Origin of the sequence: Vibrio parahaemolyticus (assembly GCF_900460535.1) — a bacterium.
In the GTDB taxonomy this organism is placed as follows: domain Bacteria; phylum Pseudomonadota; class Gammaproteobacteria; order Enterobacterales; family Vibrionaceae; genus Vibrio; species Vibrio parahaemolyticus.
On sequence record NZ_UHIL01000001.1, the window covers coordinates 1,362,144 to 1,378,292 of the forward strand.

Below are 16,149 nucleotides of genomic sequence, written 5' to 3' on the forward strand. Positions count from 1 at the left end.
CAAGAACGATTAGATTAGGAAATCGTCTAGTGATTTACCTGCGTCAAGTTGCTCTTGAATTGCAGAAGGTGTACGACCTTGGCCTGTCCAAGTTTTTTCTTGGCCATTTGTGTCGATGTACTTGTACTTAGCTGGGCGAGGAGCGCGCTTAGATTTTGCTTTAGTCTTAGTTTCGCCAGATAGTGCGCTAATTAGTGCTTCAACGTCGATACCGTCTTGAGCAATTTTTTCTGCAATCTCTGCTAGCTTAGCTTCTTGTTGTGCTAGTGCTTCACGCTCTGCTTCTTCAGCTTCACGACGCTCTTCAACAACAGTAGTTAGTTTATCTAGAGCTTCTTCCAATTGTTCTAGAGTCAGCTCACGAGAAAATGCACGAAGGCTACGGATATTTAGAAGTGTTTTAGTCAGCTCTGACATAACGATTCCTATTAATAGGTTAACGTGTTTGGCATTTTTAATCGTTACGATTAAATAATACCAATCTACAAATAAAGATAAGTCCTTATATTTAACTTTATCTTTTCCTTATGTGCAAATGCTAAATCATGATTTTGTTTAAATGGAGCTATTTTTTGACTGAAAACTAATATTAATTAACTCGAAATAAATCTTAATAGATAGTGAATTCAAGTTTTACATGATTATTCTAATCAAGCGAGTTATTGAATGGTGTTTTTTATAAAAGGCACGCTTTGTATTTGCGCAACAGAAAACGAAAGCTGTAATGTGTACGGTATTTGTTATTCATATTTCTTTAAATTATCGATATTAGATAATCCATGATATTTTTATGGTAGTAATAAAGTTTCATAAACAACCCAATTAACGTGATTTCAGTTGCACAATACTCAATTTGTTTGTTCGACGTTTATAAATTGGGTTGGCGATTATTTATTAGTTTAATTTAGTTTGATGTGTTGCATTGGTTCTCATCATAAGTACAATGGCTGCTACCTGATGCAATATTGCAGACAATTTGTTGTTAATTTGTACAATTAACGGTTAATTGTTTGTTGTTGCCGTAGAGGCGCAGTCTCGAAGAGTAGCTATTATTGGGGTGATGCCAATGAATAATAGTGGAAGGCGAAGATTGCCGAAGTAAGTCGTATATCAAAACGCCTTGCTGGGGTTGTATCTGAAAGGAACAACACTGCCATAGTATATTTACATTAAACTATGGAGCGCTACTGTAGGGTTGGGTGGAGTGTTCGCTTCCCTGTCGCTAAGTTCAACATGAGCACGTTTCTTATAAAGAAGGCGTGACTTGTCTGCAGTAGATCTCTAGCCAAACTTTGGTTTTTGAAGATCATGAATTTAATAGATTTTTCTCATTCTCCTGTTTCATTATTGCCTCCTATTGTTGCTCTGACATTGGCGATTCTGACTCGACGTGTATTAGTTTCTCTTGGTGTAGGTATCGCGCTTGGTGCGGTTCTACTTAACAGCTGGTCAATTGGTGGTACTGCAAGCTATGTAGGTACTCAAGTGTCTTCTGTCTTCATTGAAGATGGTGGAATTAACACTTGGAACATGAGCATTGTTGGTTTCCTAATTCTATTAGGCATGACAACGGCTCTATTGACACTTTCTGGCGGTACTCGCGCATTCGCTGAATGGGCACAGTCTCGTGTGAAAAGTAAACGCGGCTCTAAACTTCTTGCAGCCTTTTTAGGCGTATTCATTTTTGTCGACGATTACTTTAATAGTCTTGCTGTAGGTGCGATTTCACGCCCAGTAACGGATCGCTTCTATGTATCTCGTGCGAAACTGGCTTACATCCTAGATTCAACCGCTGCACCTATGTGTGTCATCATGCCAGCTTCTAGTTGGGGTGCTTACATCATTACTATCATCGGCGGTATTTTAGTATCACATGGTATTACTGAGTATTCAGCGCTTGGGGCGTATGTGCGTCTTATACCAATGAACTTCTACGCTGTATTTGCGCTGTTAATGGTGTTTGCAGTAGCGTGGTTTGGTCTAGATATCGGTAAGATGCGCGAGCATGAAATTGCAGCGTCTCAAGGTCGTGGTTTTGACAAAGACAAAGAGAACGACACTCAAGAAGCGCATGAGCTTAACGAAGAGTTGGACATTCGTGAGAGTGAAAAAGGTAAAGTCTCTGACTTAATCCTACCGATTGTTACGCTTATCGTCGCGACAATTGCTTCGATGATGTACACCGGTGGTCAAGCGTTGGCTGCTGACGGTAAAGAGTTTGCATTGTTAGGTGCATTCGAGAATACCGATGTGGGTACGTCTCTGATTTACGGTAGCTTGCTTGGTTTGGCCGTTGCTCTGTTTACTGTTCTAAAACAAGGTCTACCACTGACTGAGATTACTCGTACACTGTGGATTGGTGCTAAATCAATGTTTGGTGCGATTCTTATCCTTGTGTTTGCGTGGACAATTGGTTCTGTTATCGGTGACATGAAGACGGGTTCGTACCTATCGACTATGGCTCAAGGTAACATTAATCCGCATTGGTTACCTGTAATCCTGTTTTTGTTGTCGGGTCTAATGGCGTTCTCAACCGGTACTTCATGGGGTACATTCGGTATCATGTTACCAATCGCTGGTGATATGGCGGGTGCAACTGACATCGCACTAATGCTTCCTATGCTAAGTGCGGTTTTGGCCGGTGCAGTATTCGGTGACCACTGTTCACCAATCTCGGACACGACTATTTTGTCTTCGACAGGCGCTCGTTGTAATCACATTGACCACGTATCAACTCAGTTGCCTTATGCGCTGTCTGTTGCTTTGGTTTCATGTGTCGGCTTTATTGCACTTGGTATGACAACGTCAATCGCGTTCTCTTTCATTGCAGCATCGATTACATTTGTTATCGTCTGTGCTGTTCTATCATGGTTGTCGAAATCGAAAATAGCATCATGTCAGAGTGCTTAATGGCAATATGATTTGTTGAAAAGAGGAAGCTCCGCTAGTAACTAGCGGAGCTTTTTTTTAACGCGATTTAGGTGAGGGGGGCAATCGCGTTTTTGGGGATAACCTTTAAGATTCTGGCTGTGTGAAGTCAGGTGTTGGACAGTCTTCATACGACGATGGCAGAATTGGAACATCATCGTTGTTATTCAAACCATCCAAAACCGTCTTGATCTGATCAATTTGATTGATGTCTGAACCTTCCCAAGCGCTGACCGCGTTACTAATGATATCTCCAATAGACATCCACTGATCGCCAAACCAAATAACGGTAGTTTGGGTTAAACCTTCAGAGGTTGGACGATGTCGAGTGTTAAAGATAAATGCGAGTAGTTGCTGAGCTAGCTGCTCTTTATGCTCGTTAAGGTCTGCGTTGCCATTGCTATCGACCAAGAATTGTGACACTTCGGATTGCCAAGTCCCGGCCATCCAAATAGCAGAATCGCCGCTAAATGCTGCTTCAACTGGCTCTCCACCAGTAAATTTACCGTCAAATGGCTCGTCACCAGCTCCAAAGTAGTTACTTGGAGAGGCGTAAGGGGCTAAACCATTCACATATACTCTGTCGGCTTCAGTTAGTTCACTTAAGCCATTTTTGTTGTGCCAGTAACCTTTGGTGTCAAAGTCTGCGGTGATTTCACAAATGTTATTGAAGTGCACTTCATTACCATTAAGTGCGTCACTGCGGTTGTAAACTTCACCGATAATGAGAGGGACGCCATTTTCCATTTTCATGACAGATTTTACGTCGAACGAAATGGTGTGATCACTGGTATTGTTCCATGCAGCAGAAAGGCTTTCGCTCACTTCATAAGGCGCGGGATCTTCACCGCGAACATTTGGAACGAGAACGAAGAATGTGGCACAGCCATCCTCTCCTGTCATTCGCTGGACGTAACCATTGGCATCGACTTCCGCTAAATTCTCGCCTTCTGGAAGAACTCCGGCATCAAGAAGAAGTTGTTCTATCACTAAGAATTCACCATTTTCTGGATACTCAGGGTTGAATGGTTTAGGAACGGGTACACTGTCAGGTATGTAAAGGTTGACCGGCCAATTCGGAATCAAGCCTTCGCCTTCATCATGAATACCGTTACCGTTCATATCGAACGACTTACACACTTTAAGATTGGCAATACCGATAGAACCAAAACGGATGGTTAACACGGGATCATCATCAAAGGTTGGTTGAGCCCAAGCACTAGGCATGAAACCAACGTCATTCTCCTCATTACCGCTGGCTTCATCTGTGTCCTCACCAGCAGAACGTTTGATGCTTTCGTCGAAGTTGGTTTGACATGCTAGAGCGTTTGCAAAGCCTATATGCAGATCGCCATCTTCGAACGTCGGTGCAAAGTCTCTTAAATCTGCGAAGGTTGTGAAGTGAGTGAATGGGGTGTTCATTGCGGTAAAGCCAACTTTTTTCGCCCACCACATGAATTGGTCTAAGCTCCATTGATGGTCTTCAACCCCAAAAACACTAAACGTGATTGGCTCGTCAGGAGAATCATTGGAAAGTTTGGTATTACGCATACCGCCCATCTCCATCGCTAAGTCACGAATACCAAACTCCCAATTAGGAATAACTTCATCGATGATAGGATCATATTGGCAGTTCAGGTTTCTGTCGTGGAACGCACGAAAAGCAATATCAAAGTTTGGCGGTTCTGGCTCTGCAGTCTTCGCTTTGAAGTTATCTGTTTTCGAGAATCGAGGGATAAATCCAAAGAACCCGGCACAGTTTTCACCAGTTTCTTCGCCATACAGGTCAGTACCTTCACAAGCGGCTTCTACGCTCGCTGCTGTGGATACCCAAGCTTTGTAAACCCCACCGGAGTTAGGTGTGTTGGCAAATGGAAATAGCTGTATGGTTTCTCCATCAGGCAGAGAAGTAGGGTCGACATCTAAATACTCACTTCCCAATTGATGTCGACATTCTATGTCTATCGATTGGGTGACCATTTTGCCGCGCACTTTAACTTCTTGAGTGATGGTGACGACGTCATTCATATATGTCACACCACCTTCACCGTCGAAATAGAAAAGACGACAGGCTAATGGTTCTGCGTAAAACTCTTCGGCGTTTCTAGCGTTCTTGCCTTTGATTTTTACATCTTGATAGCAGGTACCACCGTTGGTGTCTGCGCTATCTAAAGTACTTGATAACAAACATTTACCTGATGGATCGGTAACTTGAAAATAATACAAACCAGCAGGCAGTGCTGCGGCTGTCCTTGGTGCGTTAGGCCCAGGGCCTCCATCTAAAAATACTTCTTGTTTAGACTCGTAGCGGACATTTTCATTGACGATATCACCAGCAGGTGTCGTCGTGAATATTGCGCCATCTAATCTAGCGAAAGCTGGTACAGCAAACATGATAGCTAACGAAGATATCGCAAGAGTTGTTGTCCTTAATTTGGATAAAAACCTGTTGATATTCATTTTTTGCTCCTGTGTCATCATGAGTGACGACACAGGATACAAAGGCAAAGAGTATGCCTATTTTAACTTATTGATTTAAAAGAGCCTTACATGACGTGTTTTATATGAAAAAGCTAAGTAAATGATATGCCGTGATTTCGTTGTTACACTGTGTTGCGTTACACATGTACACATTGTCAGATGTTGATATTGTACTTCTTAATCAGCCGATAAAGTGTTGTTCTAGAAATACCTAGATGGCGTGCGGCTGCACTCATATTGTGTTTATTTTCTTCGATGGCCTGTAACAAATAGTCAAGGTCAATTTGATCAACAGAAGGGAGTAATTGCCTTTCACTGTTCTCAAGCCCTAAATCAGCAACGAGTAGGGTATTGTCTTCACACATGACAATTGCCCGCTGAATCACATTACGCAGCTCACGTACATTTCCAGGCCAACGATGTTTAAGTAGTTTTGCTTTCACTTCTTCGGACATGTTGTGTACTTGACCATGAGATAAATCTGTTAAAAAGTGCTCAGACAGCATCAAAATGTCTTTGCCTCTTTTCCGAAGTGGAGGAATGGTCAGCGGTAATATATTGAGTCGATAAAATAGATCCTCCCTAAATTCTCCTTGTACGACTTCGCTTTTTAAATCCACGTGGCTGGCGGCAATCACACGACAATCAACATCGATAAATTTATCCGCACCTACTTTGTGTATTTGTTTGCTTTCTAAAAAGTGAAGGAGATGTATTTGAAGATCCGAAGGCATATCTCCAATCTCATCGAGAAATAAAGTGCCTTTGTGTGCTTTTTGAATAAAACCAATCCGGTCAGAAATGGCACCTGTAAATGCCCCTTTTTCGTGGCCAAAAAGTTCGGAAGCAATCAAGCCACTTGGAATCGCACCGCAGTTGACCTCTACAAAGGGTGATGAGCGCCGACTAGATAACTGATGGATCAGTCGAGCACATAACCCTTTACCCACACCAGTTTCACCTTGTATGAGTACTTCCGCGTCACATTGCGCGTACTTTTTAATGGCATTTCGAAGCTCGTGGATACAAGCGCTATTCCCAATCAGAGGATATAGCTCCGCCTCGCTGAATTGCACCGTTGGTTTGGTACTACCTTTTCGCAGTTTCATCATTAATCACTATTTTTGCCCCACTGAAATAATAGTTTTGAATTAGTCGTCTCAATCGTGAGTGAATGTCTCTTTATTGAGAAGTTTGTTAATTACTGTAGATGGTAAAGTCTAAATGTTTGTTTCGGGGAAAATTTATACTAGGGACTTTTTTTGCTAGGAAAATCGTTGTATAGCAACTTCATTTCTTGCACTCTATCGCAATGAAACTAAAAATAAACACTTAAAAAACATAGGCTTGAAAAAGTAGTTAAGAAAAGTTCAATTTCGGTATTGAAAAATTAAGAATCCTTGGTTAGTGTGGTTACTAACGAAGCAACTAACTAAAGTCTTAAATAAGTATGCGTAATTTTGTAATGAACATTCATCACCATCATCACCCAGCCTAGTCTTTCGGGAGATGTACGCATACCCGGGAGGCAGGAAACTCCCGGAGGTGAAAATCAAAGTAAGAACAGATTTTAAACCCTCGGGAGACACCAATCTCTCGAGGGTTTTTTAGTTTTACTGGTTTAAAAATTACTTAGATATCAAAATCTTGCACAGGGATAAAGCAATGCAAACACAACGCTTAAGAATCGCAATTCAGAAAAAAGGTCGTCTTAGCAAAGAGAGCCAAGCTCTACTAAAGCAATGCGGCGTGAAATTTAACGTAATGGGTGAGCGTCTTGTTGTTCACTCAGAGAACATGCCAATTGACTTGCTTTTGGTTCGTGACGACGACATCCCTGGCTTGATCATGGATGGCGTGGTTGACCTTGGTTTCATCGGAGAAAACGAACTAGAAGAAGTTCGTCTTGATCGCAAAGCTTTGGGTGAGCCATGTGAGTTTGTTCAACTTCGTCGACTGGATTTTGGTGGCTGCCGTTTGTCCATCGCCATCGATAAAGATGAAGAATACAACGGTCCACAAGATCTCGCAGGCAAACGCATCGCAACGACTTACCCTCAACTTCTTAAAGCGTACATGGATGAAGCCGGCGTGCCATTCTCAACTTGTATGCTCACTGGTTCTGTGGAAGTTGCGCCACGAGCGGGCTTAGCGGATGCGATTGCAGATTTGGTTTCTACAGGTGCAACATTAGAAGCAAACGGCCTGAAAGAAGCCGAAGTCATTTTTAGATCCAAAGCGACGCTTATCCAACGCATTGGTGAGTTCGACGCAGACAAAGCAGAGTTGATCAATAAATTGCTAACTCGCATGCAAGGCGTTCAACAGGCAAAAGAATCAAAATACATCATGCTGCACGCGCCAGCTGGAAAGTTGGAGCAAATTAAAGCATTACTGCCGGGCGCAGAAGATCCAACCGTTTTACCACTATCAGCAGACAAACAGAAAGTTGCCGTTCATTTGGTGAGTACAGAGAACTTGTTCTGGGAAACCATGGAACAGCTAAAAGAACTGGGTGCGAGCTCAATTCTAGTGCTACCAATTGAAAAAATGATGGAGTAACGGCAATGAGAACTGTTGTATGGCAATCACTGAGTGAAGAGCAACAAGATGCAATTTTAGAGCGTCCTGCCATTGCGGAAGGCGCGAATATTACCGCTGCAGTTGCGGATGTGATCGCAAAGGTGCGTACTCAAGGTGACGCAGCGCTATTAGAACTTACAGAAAAGTTTGACCGTGTAAAACCGGAATCAATCCGAGTTCCATCCAAAGAAATTAATGCGGCTTCAGAGCGCCTTTCTGCGGAAATGAAACAAGCACTAGAGCAGGCTTACAGCAACATTGCTAAATTTCATAAAGCGCAAAAGCCACAACCAATTAAAGTGGAGACACAACCTGGTGTGATGTGTGAGCAAGTGACACGTCCCATTCAAAAAGTAGGGTTGTATATTCCTGGTGGTAGCGCGCCATTGCCATCGACGGTATTGATGCTGGGCGTGCCTGCAAAAATCGCTGGTTGTCGTAAAGTGGTGCTTTGTTCTCCTCCCCCGATTGCAGATGAAATTTTGTACGTTGCCAAGTTGTGCGGCATTGATGAAGTTTACAATGTCGGTGGTGGACAGGCGGTCGCTGCAATGGCTTACGGTACGAAAAGCGTCTCTAAAGTCGATAAAATTTTTGGTCCGGGTAACGCCTATGTGACGGAGGCAAAACGTCAAGTAAGCAATGACTTCCGTGGTGCTGCGATTGACATGCCGGCTGGTCCTTCAGAAGTTCTTGTGATTGCAGACGAAACCGCAGATCCAGACTTCATCGCAGCAGACCTGTTAAGCCAAGCTGAGCACGGCCCTGATTCACAGGTGGTTCTTGTGACACCATCACCTATTGTCGCGGATCAAGTAACGGATACCGTTCAGCGTCAACTAAAAGCCTTGTCTCGTGCAGACATCGCGCAGAAGGCGTTGGCTTCGAGTCTGATTATTATTTCTGAGTCAATCACACAAGCGGTTTCTATCTCTAACTACTACGGCCCTGAGCACTTAATTGTGCAAACGAAGAACCCGCGTGAGCTACTTCCACTACTAGATAATGCGGGCTCAATCTTTCTTGGCGATTGGTCTCCTGAATCTGCAGGTGATTATGCGTCGGGAACTAACCACGTGCTTCCAACTTACGGGTATACTCGTACTTACTCAAGCCTTGGCCTTGCCGACTTTTCTAAACGAATGACAGTGCAAGAGTTATCGGCTGAAGGTTTACAGAATCTCGCTCCGACTGTGGTTACGATGGCGGAGGCGGAAGGTCTCGACGCTCACAAACGTGCAGTCACCATCCGAGTAGAAAAGCTGACCAAAAATAGATAATAAGAGAGTAAAGAGATGGAAAAGCTAGCACGCAAACAAGTTCAAGAATTAACCCCGTATTTATCTGCTCGCCGAATTGGCGGCACGGGTGACGTTTGGCTCAACGCCAATGAATCTCCATTTAATAATGAGTATAAAACGGATTTTGCTCGCCTAAACCGCTACAGCGAATGCCAGCCAAAAGCGCTTATTTCTGCTTACGCTGCCTACGCGGGTGTAAAGCCAGAACAGACGCTTACTTCTCGTGGTGCTGACGAAGGTATCGAGCTGTTAGTTCGCGCTTTCTGTGAGCCAGGACAAGACGCGATTTTGTACTGCCCCCCGACTTACGGTATGTACGCAATCAGTGCTGAAACCATTGGTGTTGAACGTAAGACTGTACCGCTAACATCGGATTGGCAGCTTGACCTTGCTGGCATCGAATCCAATCTCGATAACGTCAAGCTGGTTTTTGTTTGTTCGCCAAACAACCCAACCGGTAACCTCGTTAAGCGTGAAGATATTGTCTCTCTGCTTGAGATGACAAAAGACCGAGCAATCGTGGTCATGGATGAAGCGTACATCGATTTTTGCCCTGAGGCGTCAACGGTGGATTTGTTATCTCAATATCCAAATCTCGCGATTCTACGTACGTTATCAAAAGCGTTCGCGCTTGCAGGCTTACGTTGTGGTTTCACGCTTGCAAACGAGGAGCTAATCAACGTCCTACTTAAAGTCATCGCGCCGTACCCAGTACCAGTGCCTGTTGCTGAAATTGCGGTTCAAGCCTTGTCAGAAGCAGGTTTGGCTCGAGCGAAATTCCAAGTCCTCGACCTTAATGCAAACCGCGCTTATCTGCAGGTTGGTTTGTCGATGATTCCAGGATTGCAAGTTTTCGAAGGGTGGGGCAATTATCTATTGGTTAAATTCCCAGATGGTGATGCGCTGTTTAAAGCGGCGTGGGATACCGGAATCATTCTACGTAACTCACCAATTGAAAACTGCGTGCGTATCAGCGTTGGTAACCGCGACGAGTGTGAAAAGACACTGGGTTTCATTAGAAACTACTATTCATAAATAGAATTCTCAACGTTCTCGGTTCATGCCGAGAACAAAACAAGATTAGTAATAAGGATGTTCGAGTGAGCAAGCAACAAAAAATCCTATTTATCGACCGAGATGGCACGCTGATTGTCGAGCCACCGATTGATTTCCAAGTTGACCGCTTGGATAAGTTAAAACTAGAACCGTTCGTTATTCCAAGCCTGTTGTCGTTGCAGGATGCGGGATACCGTCTAGTGATGGTGACAAACCAAGATGGTCTAGGCACAGACAGCTACCCTCAAGAAGACTTCGATGCGCCACACAACATGATGATGGAGATCTTCGAGTCTCAAGGTGTGAAGTTCGATGATGTGCTGATTTGTCCGCATTTTGAAGAAGACAACTGCTCTTGCCGTAAGCCTAAATTAGGCATGGTGAAAGAATATCTTCAAGGCGGTAAAGTGGATTTCCAAAATTCTGTCGTGATTGGTGACCGTCAAACGGATCTGCAATTGGCGGAAAACATGGCGATTCGCGGTATTCAATACAATCCAGAAACCATGGACTGGAAGCAGATCTTGAAAGATCTGACGGTGAAAGCACGGGTTGCCGAAGTGATTCGTACTACTAAAGAAACCGACATTAAAGTTGCCGTTAATCTGGATGAGCAAGGTGGCAATGATATATCAACAGGTCTTGGTTTCTTTGACCACATGCTGGATCAAATTGCCACTCACGGTGGTTTCCAAATGGTGTGCAAAGTCGACGGTGATTTACACATTGATGATCACCACACGATTGAAGATACCGCATTAGCCCTTGGTCAGGCATTAAAAGAGGCGTTGGGCGATAAGCGCGGCATTGGTCGCTTTGGTTTCAGCCTGCCGATGGATGAGTGCTTGGCGCAATGTGCGTTGGATTTGTCTGGTCGTCCTTACCTGAAATTTGACGCGAAATTCAGCCGTGATCAAGTTGGAAACTTGTCGACAGAGATGGTGGTTCACTTCTTCCGTTCTTTAACTGACACACTAGCGTGTACGCTGCACCTTTCTTCTGCTGGCGATAATGATCACCACATCATTGAGAGCCTATTCAAAGCGTTTGGTCGAACGTTACGCCAAGCAATCAAGGTGGAAGGCACGGAGCTGCCAAGCAGCAAAGGCGTCCTTTAAGGCTCACGTGAGCAAGGAGAAAAACAGTGACAGAACAAAAAGTTGTCATTATCGATACGGGCTGTGCCAACGTTTCTTCGGTGAAGTTTGCCATTGAACGCTTAGGTTATGGCGTAACGATTTCAAAAGATCCTCAAGTGGTGTTGTCAGCAGACAAGTTGTTCCTACCTGGTGTGGGTACAGCAAGCGAAGCGATGAAAAACCTTGAAGAGCGTGATCTTATCAATCTCGTTAAGCAAGTTGAAAAGCCATTGCTCGGTATCTGTTTAGGTATGCAGTTATTGGGTAAGTTTTCTCAAGAGAAAGGCCAAAAAGCCGACGAGTTAGTTGAGTGTCTTGGGCTTTGTGATGGCGAAGTGGAGCTGCTACAAACTGGCGATTTGCCACTGCCACACATGGGGTGGAATACTCTTTCTGCAAAAGCAGGCAATCCGTTGTTCAAAGACATTGAAGAGGGGGAGTACTTCTATTTTGTGCACAGCTTTGCGATGCCAGTTGGAGACTACACCATTGCAGAATGTGATTACGGAAATCCATTCACTGCTGCGGTTCAAAGTGGTAACTATTATGGTGTGCAATTCCACCCAGAGCGTTCTTCAAAAGCGGGCGCGAAGCTTATTCAAAACTTCTTAGAATTATAAAAGGGATTTAGTGTGATTATTCCAGCTCTTGATTTAATTGAAGGACAGGTAGTTCGCCTATATCAAGGTGATTATGGCCAAGTAACCGAATATAAAGTTGACCCTGCAGAGCAGTTCAATTTGTACCATCAAGCAGGGGCTAACTGGCTACACTTGGTGGATCTGACGGGCGCGAAAGATACATCTGCGCGCCAACTTGATTTGATTGCAAAGCTATTAGCAAGCACGCCTGCGAACATCCAAATCGGTGGCGGTGTGCGTACCGAACAAGACGTTGTGGACTTATTAGAAGCGGGTGCACAGCGCGTTGTGGTTGGTTCAACCGCAGTAAAACAGCCTGAGTTAGTAAAAGGTTGGATGGAAAAATACGGAGCGGAGAAAATCGTTCTCGCGTTGGACATTAACATCGACCAAGACGGCACACGTAAAGTGGCGATCTCTGGTTGGCAAGAAGATTCAGGCGTGACTATTGAAGCTCTGATCAACGATTACCTGACGGTAGGTCTACAGCACGTGCTTTGTACCGACATTTCTCGTGATGGTACGTTAGAAGGCTCAAACGTAGAGCTTTACGTCGACCTATGTAAACAGTACCCACAAGTGCAGTTCCAATCTTCAGGCGGCATCGGTTCGCTAGCAGATATCGAAGCGCTAAAAGGCAGCGGTGTGGCAGGCGTGATTGTTGGTCGCGCGTTGTTAGATGGTAAGTTCACAGCAGAGGAGGCATTTGCATGCTGGCAAAGCGAATAATTCCATGTCTTGATGTTCGTGATGGACAAGTGGTGAAGGGCGTTCAGTTTCGCAACCACGAGATCATCGGTGACATTGTTCCTCTCGCTAAACGCTACGCTGAAGAAGGCGCTGATGAGCTGGTGTTTTACGACATCACTGCATCAAGCGATGGTCGTGTAGTAGATAAAAGTTGGGTGGCTCGTGTCGCGGAAGTGATCGACATTCCTTTCTGTGTGGCTGGTGGTATTAAATCCGCAGAGGATGCTGCACGTATTCTGGAGTTTGGTGCAGACAAAGTCTCTATCAACTCGCCTGCGTTGGCTAACCCGCAGCTTATTACTGATTTAGCGGATAAATTTGGCGTTCAGTGTATCGTTGTTGGTATCGATTCCTACTACGACAAAGATACTGGTAAATATCAGGTTTACCAGTTTACTGGCGACGAAGAACGTACAAAGGCGACGAAGTGGGAAACGCGCGATTGGGTACAAGAAGTGCAAAAGCGCGGCGCTGGTGAAATCGTGCTCAACATGATGAACCAAGACGGCGTGCGTAACGGTTACGATATTGAACAGCTCAATATGGTACGCGAAGTGTGTAAAGTTCCTCTCATCGCTTCCGGTGGTGCAGGTGCCATGGAGCATTTTGCAGAAGCATACCAAAAAGCAAACGTGGATGGTGCTCTTGCCGCTTCGGTATTCCACAAACAAGTCATCAATATTGGTGAACTAAAGCAGTATTTGAAACAACAAGGCATTGAGGTACGACTATGAGTTTTAAAGCCGCCGAAGTCAGTTCGCTGTCGGAGCGAATCAATTGGGAAAAGGTGGATGACTTGGTACCTGCCATCGTACAAGACTTCCAATCGAGCCAAGTTCTTATGATGGGTTACATGAACCAAGACGCGCTAGCAAAAACGGGTGAAACGGGTCAGGTGACATTTTTCTCACGCACTAAAGAGCGTTTATGGACTAAAGGTGAAACGTCTGGCAATGTTCTTCAACTCGTGAATATCTCTCTAGATTGTGACAATGATACTTTGCTGGTTCGAGTGAATCCTATTGGACCAACTTGCCACACAGGCACAACAACGTGTTGGGACGGCGATGCACAAGAGGAATCACAAATGGTGTGGCTTCATCAACTTGAGCAGCTACTGGCTGCCCGCAAGAGTGCCGATCCAGACTCCTCTTATACCGCCAGTCTTTATGCCCGTGGTACCAAGCGTATTTCGCAGAAAGTGGGCGAAGAAGGCGTTGAAGTCGCGCTTGCGGCGACGTCGGGCGATAAGGCGGAGTTAGTGTGTGAATCTGCAGATTTGATCTATCACTTGTTGGTGCTTTTACAAGACCAAGGTTTATCAATGAACGATGTGGTGAATAAGCTTAAAGAGCGTCACAAGTAGTTCAAATCAAAGAAATAAAACAAAGGCTTCCATTTGGAAGCCTTTGTTTTTTCTTGATAGTGCGATTTTATCCGCAGCACTTTTTAAATTTCTTACCGCTGCCACAAATACATGGATCGTTACGGCCTACTTTTAAGCTGCTGATGGATTGATTAAGTCGCGGATCTTGCTCGGATTCTTCTTCAGGGAAGGTGCCATCAATGTAATACCACAACCCATCTTCTTTCACGAAGCGTGAACGCTCGCTCAGGCAGTAGCGTTGGCCGTCTTCATTGAAATAGGCGTTGAACTCAACAAAGCCTTCATTTTCATGGCTGCCAGCTTCTGCTTTGACGACTTCCAGTTTGCACCAATCGCTGTCGATCGATTGTGCGATACCTTCACGTTGTTCTTCTGCGTTACAACTTGGGTGATATGTTTTCACAACGTAGTCAACGAGGCCTAGCACATGAGCGCTATAGCGAGAGCGCATTAACTGTTCTGGTGTTTTGACGTCAGCGTGATTGTTGTGCGCAATTTCGCAACACTGTTGGTAGGTACGGTTAGCGCCGCAAGGACAAGAAGAAGCCATAAGATGAAATCTCGTTAGGTAAAGCGATGAAACAAATAATCCCAATAGAGTGGGAGAGAAGCATTATAGCGAGTTAAGGTGTTTGAGAAAGCAGTTCTTGAGCCCACTCTGTTGATTCATTGAATGCATCAGCTAGCTGAGTTTCCGTTAACTTCAAGACAGAGCAGTATCTTTCAGCCAGTTCCCAATCTGCTTGTTCGTAAGCAATACACATAGAAAGGAGATACCCAAGCACACCTTTTCGACTTGTCAGTGCAAGCTTGATGTCTTCATCGACGGGAATGTCTTCAATCACATCCGACAGAGGCTGATCGAGAAGCGAGCCTAATAATGAGAACATACCAGTCAGAAAGGCTTGTCCAGGATCGTACTTGGTTTTCATTTGGCTAAGCAAAATTTCACACATACGAGCGCGTTGAATAGCAAGCGAGTAGAGTGAATCGGGCTTGTCCTCTTGCACAGAAGCGATTGCAACCAGTGAAATAAAGCGTCGTAAACGTTCTTCGCCCAGATAAATCAGCGCCTGTCTAAACGATTTGATCTTGGTTGTGAGCGTGTAACCCGAGTTGACGTAAGTGAGCAACTTATAGGAAAGCGTCACATCAATAGAGAACAGACGCTCCACTTCATTGAAGTCGATGGGCTTGTCAGCAATCTCTTTACACAACTGGATGACGGTTAAAAATGCCGGGTTGAGGCGCTTCTTTTGGATCATTTCTGGTTTACTAAAGAAGTAACCTTGGAAGTAGTTAAAACCAGCGTCAAGCGCTTGTTCAAACTCTTCGTAGGTTTCGACTTTTTCAGCCAAAAAATCGATATTAAACTGGCTCAATGCTTGGATGAAAATTGCCGCTTTTTCAATTGGTACTAAACGAATATCAAATTTGATCATCGATACGTACGGAAGAAAGCGTTTCCAAGCCTTAGTTGGTACAAAGTCGTCCAGTGCAATTCGGTAGCCGCATTCGTGCAGATGTTTTATTGCATCGAGAAGCTCTTGCGTAGGCTCACAATCTTCGAGTACTTCAATGACCAGAGAATCTTTCGGAAACAGTGTCGGAACAAGGTTGACCAAGCTTTGGTGGGGAAAGTTAACAAAACCGAGTTTGTTACCTAACGTGTTGTAGTGCGTCGACAAAAAATGATCAGATAGCAGTCGACTAGTAGCAAGCTCAGGTTCTACTTCAGGGAAGGTATTTTTGGGGCCGTCTCGAAAGAGAAGCTCGTAACCTATGGTTCGCTTTTCTCTGTCTAGAATCGGTTGGCGAGCTACGTAAGAATACTTCAATTAGGTACTTCGTTCTGTTTAACTTAGTAATATGATAATAGCGAT

The 16,149-nt window shown here is 44.4% G+C and carries 14 protein-coding genes, 1 riboswitch and 1 other annotated feature; of the genes, 9 read left to right on the top strand and 5 right to left on the bottom strand.

Features of this window, described 5'->3' with window-relative positions:
* Positions 1-9 precede the first annotated feature (9 nt).
* On the bottom strand, positions 10-417 hold the full coding sequence (locus DYB02_RS06925; RefSeq protein ID WP_005460020.1) for a DNA-binding protein H-NS: 408 nt from the start codon (positions 415-417) through the stop codon (positions 10-12).
* Positions 418-1,014: 597 nt separating this feature from the next.
* A riboswitch (Lysine riboswitch) is annotated at positions 1,015-1,195 on the top strand.
* 113 nt (positions 1,196-1,308) lie between these two features.
* Between DYB02_RS06925 and tet(35) the strand changes: the two genes are divergently transcribed.
* Positions 1,309-2,910 carry a tetracycline efflux Na+/H+ antiporter family transporter Tet(35) gene (tet(35), locus tag DYB02_RS06930; protein ID WP_005460042.1) on the top strand — a complete coding sequence of 534 codons (1,602 nt, stop codon included), beginning with the start codon at positions 1,309-1,311 and terminating at the stop codon, positions 2,908-2,910.
* A gap of 105 nt (positions 2,911-3,015) precedes the next feature.
* Here tet(35) and DYB02_RS06935 read toward each other — a convergent pair whose 3' ends face one another.
* Both DYB02_RS06935 and DYB02_RS06940 read right to left on the bottom strand, forming a co-directional pair.
* Positions 3,016-5,388 carry a hypothetical protein gene (locus DYB02_RS06935; protein ID WP_029806589.1) on the bottom strand — a complete coding sequence of 791 codons (2,373 nt, stop codon included), beginning with the start codon at positions 5,386-5,388 and terminating at the stop codon, positions 3,016-3,018.
* A gap of 176 nt (positions 5,389-5,564) precedes the next feature.
* Positions 5,565-6,518, bottom strand: a complete 954-nt coding sequence (locus DYB02_RS06940) for a sigma-54 interaction domain-containing protein (RefSeq protein WP_021449282.1) — start codon at positions 6,516-6,518, stop codon at positions 5,565-5,567.
* Between the two features lie 364 nt (positions 6,519-6,882).
* Positions 6,883-7,020, top strand: a sequence feature (His leader region).
* Between the two features lie 54 nt (positions 7,021-7,074).
* On the opposite strand from DYB02_RS06940, the gene hisG reads away from it, so the two are divergent.
* The 8 genes from hisG to hisIE all read left to right on the top strand — a co-directional run bounded on the left by hisG (position 7,075) and on the right by hisIE (position 14,245).
* Complete coding sequence (gene hisG, locus DYB02_RS06945) at positions 7,075-7,971, top strand: ATP phosphoribosyltransferase (protein WP_005480403.1); 897 nt, start codon at positions 7,075-7,077, stop codon at positions 7,969-7,971.
* Between the two features lie 5 nt (positions 7,972-7,976).
* Positions 7,977-9,272 (top strand): histidinol dehydrogenase, encoded by a 1,296-nt coding sequence (gene hisD / locus DYB02_RS06950; RefSeq protein WP_029804748.1) that lies wholly within the window; start codon positions 7,977-7,979, stop codon positions 9,270-9,272.
* Positions 9,273-9,287: 15 nt separating this feature from the next.
* On the top strand, positions 9,288-10,328 hold the full coding sequence (hisC, locus tag DYB02_RS06955) for a histidinol-phosphate transaminase (RefSeq protein WP_017448331.1): 1,041 nt from the start codon (positions 9,288-9,290) through the stop codon (positions 10,326-10,328).
* 65 nt (positions 10,329-10,393) lie between these two features.
* A complete protein-coding gene (gene hisB / locus DYB02_RS06960) occupies positions 10,394-11,467 on the top strand; it encodes a bifunctional histidinol-phosphatase/imidazoleglycerol-phosphate dehydratase HisB (protein ID WP_029804749.1) in 1,074 nt (357 codons plus the stop codon).
* A gap of 26 nt (positions 11,468-11,493) precedes the next feature.
* Entirely contained in the window at positions 11,494-12,108 is a 615-nt protein-coding gene (gene hisH, locus DYB02_RS06965) for an imidazole glycerol phosphate synthase subunit HisH (RefSeq protein WP_029804750.1), read from the top strand.
* Positions 12,109-12,120: 12 nt separating this feature from the next.
* Complete coding sequence (gene hisA, locus DYB02_RS06970) at positions 12,121-12,858, top strand: 1-(5-phosphoribosyl)-5-[(5-phosphoribosylamino)methylideneamino]imidazole-4-carboxamide isomerase (RefSeq protein ID WP_005495717.1); 738 nt, start codon at positions 12,121-12,123, stop codon at positions 12,856-12,858.
* Positions 12,840-13,613 (top strand): imidazole glycerol phosphate synthase subunit HisF, encoded by a 774-nt coding sequence (hisF, locus tag DYB02_RS06975; RefSeq protein WP_020840389.1) that lies wholly within the window; start codon positions 12,840-12,842, stop codon positions 13,611-13,613. Before hisA ends, hisF begins: the two co-directional genes overlap by 19 nt.
* On the top strand, positions 13,610-14,245 hold the full coding sequence (gene hisIE / locus DYB02_RS06980; protein WP_029804751.1) for a bifunctional phosphoribosyl-AMP cyclohydrolase/phosphoribosyl-ATP diphosphatase HisIE: 636 nt from the start codon (positions 13,610-13,612) through the stop codon (positions 14,243-14,245). The genes hisF and hisIE overlap by 4 nt, the downstream gene beginning before the upstream one ends.
* 67 nt (positions 14,246-14,312) lie before the next feature.
* Here hisIE and DYB02_RS06985 read toward each other — a convergent pair whose 3' ends face one another.
* Positions 14,313-14,816 (bottom strand): YchJ family protein, encoded by a 504-nt coding sequence (locus DYB02_RS06985; protein ID WP_015296531.1) that lies wholly within the window; start codon positions 14,814-14,816, stop codon positions 14,313-14,315.
* Between the two features lie 73 nt (positions 14,817-14,889).
* The gene (locus DYB02_RS06995; RefSeq protein WP_005459985.1) at positions 14,890-16,104 is read right to left on the bottom strand and encodes an EAL and HDOD domain-containing protein; all 1,215 of its coding nucleotides are present in this window, start codon (positions 16,102-16,104) and stop codon (positions 14,890-14,892) included.
* Positions 16,105-16,149: the final 45 nt, after the last annotated feature.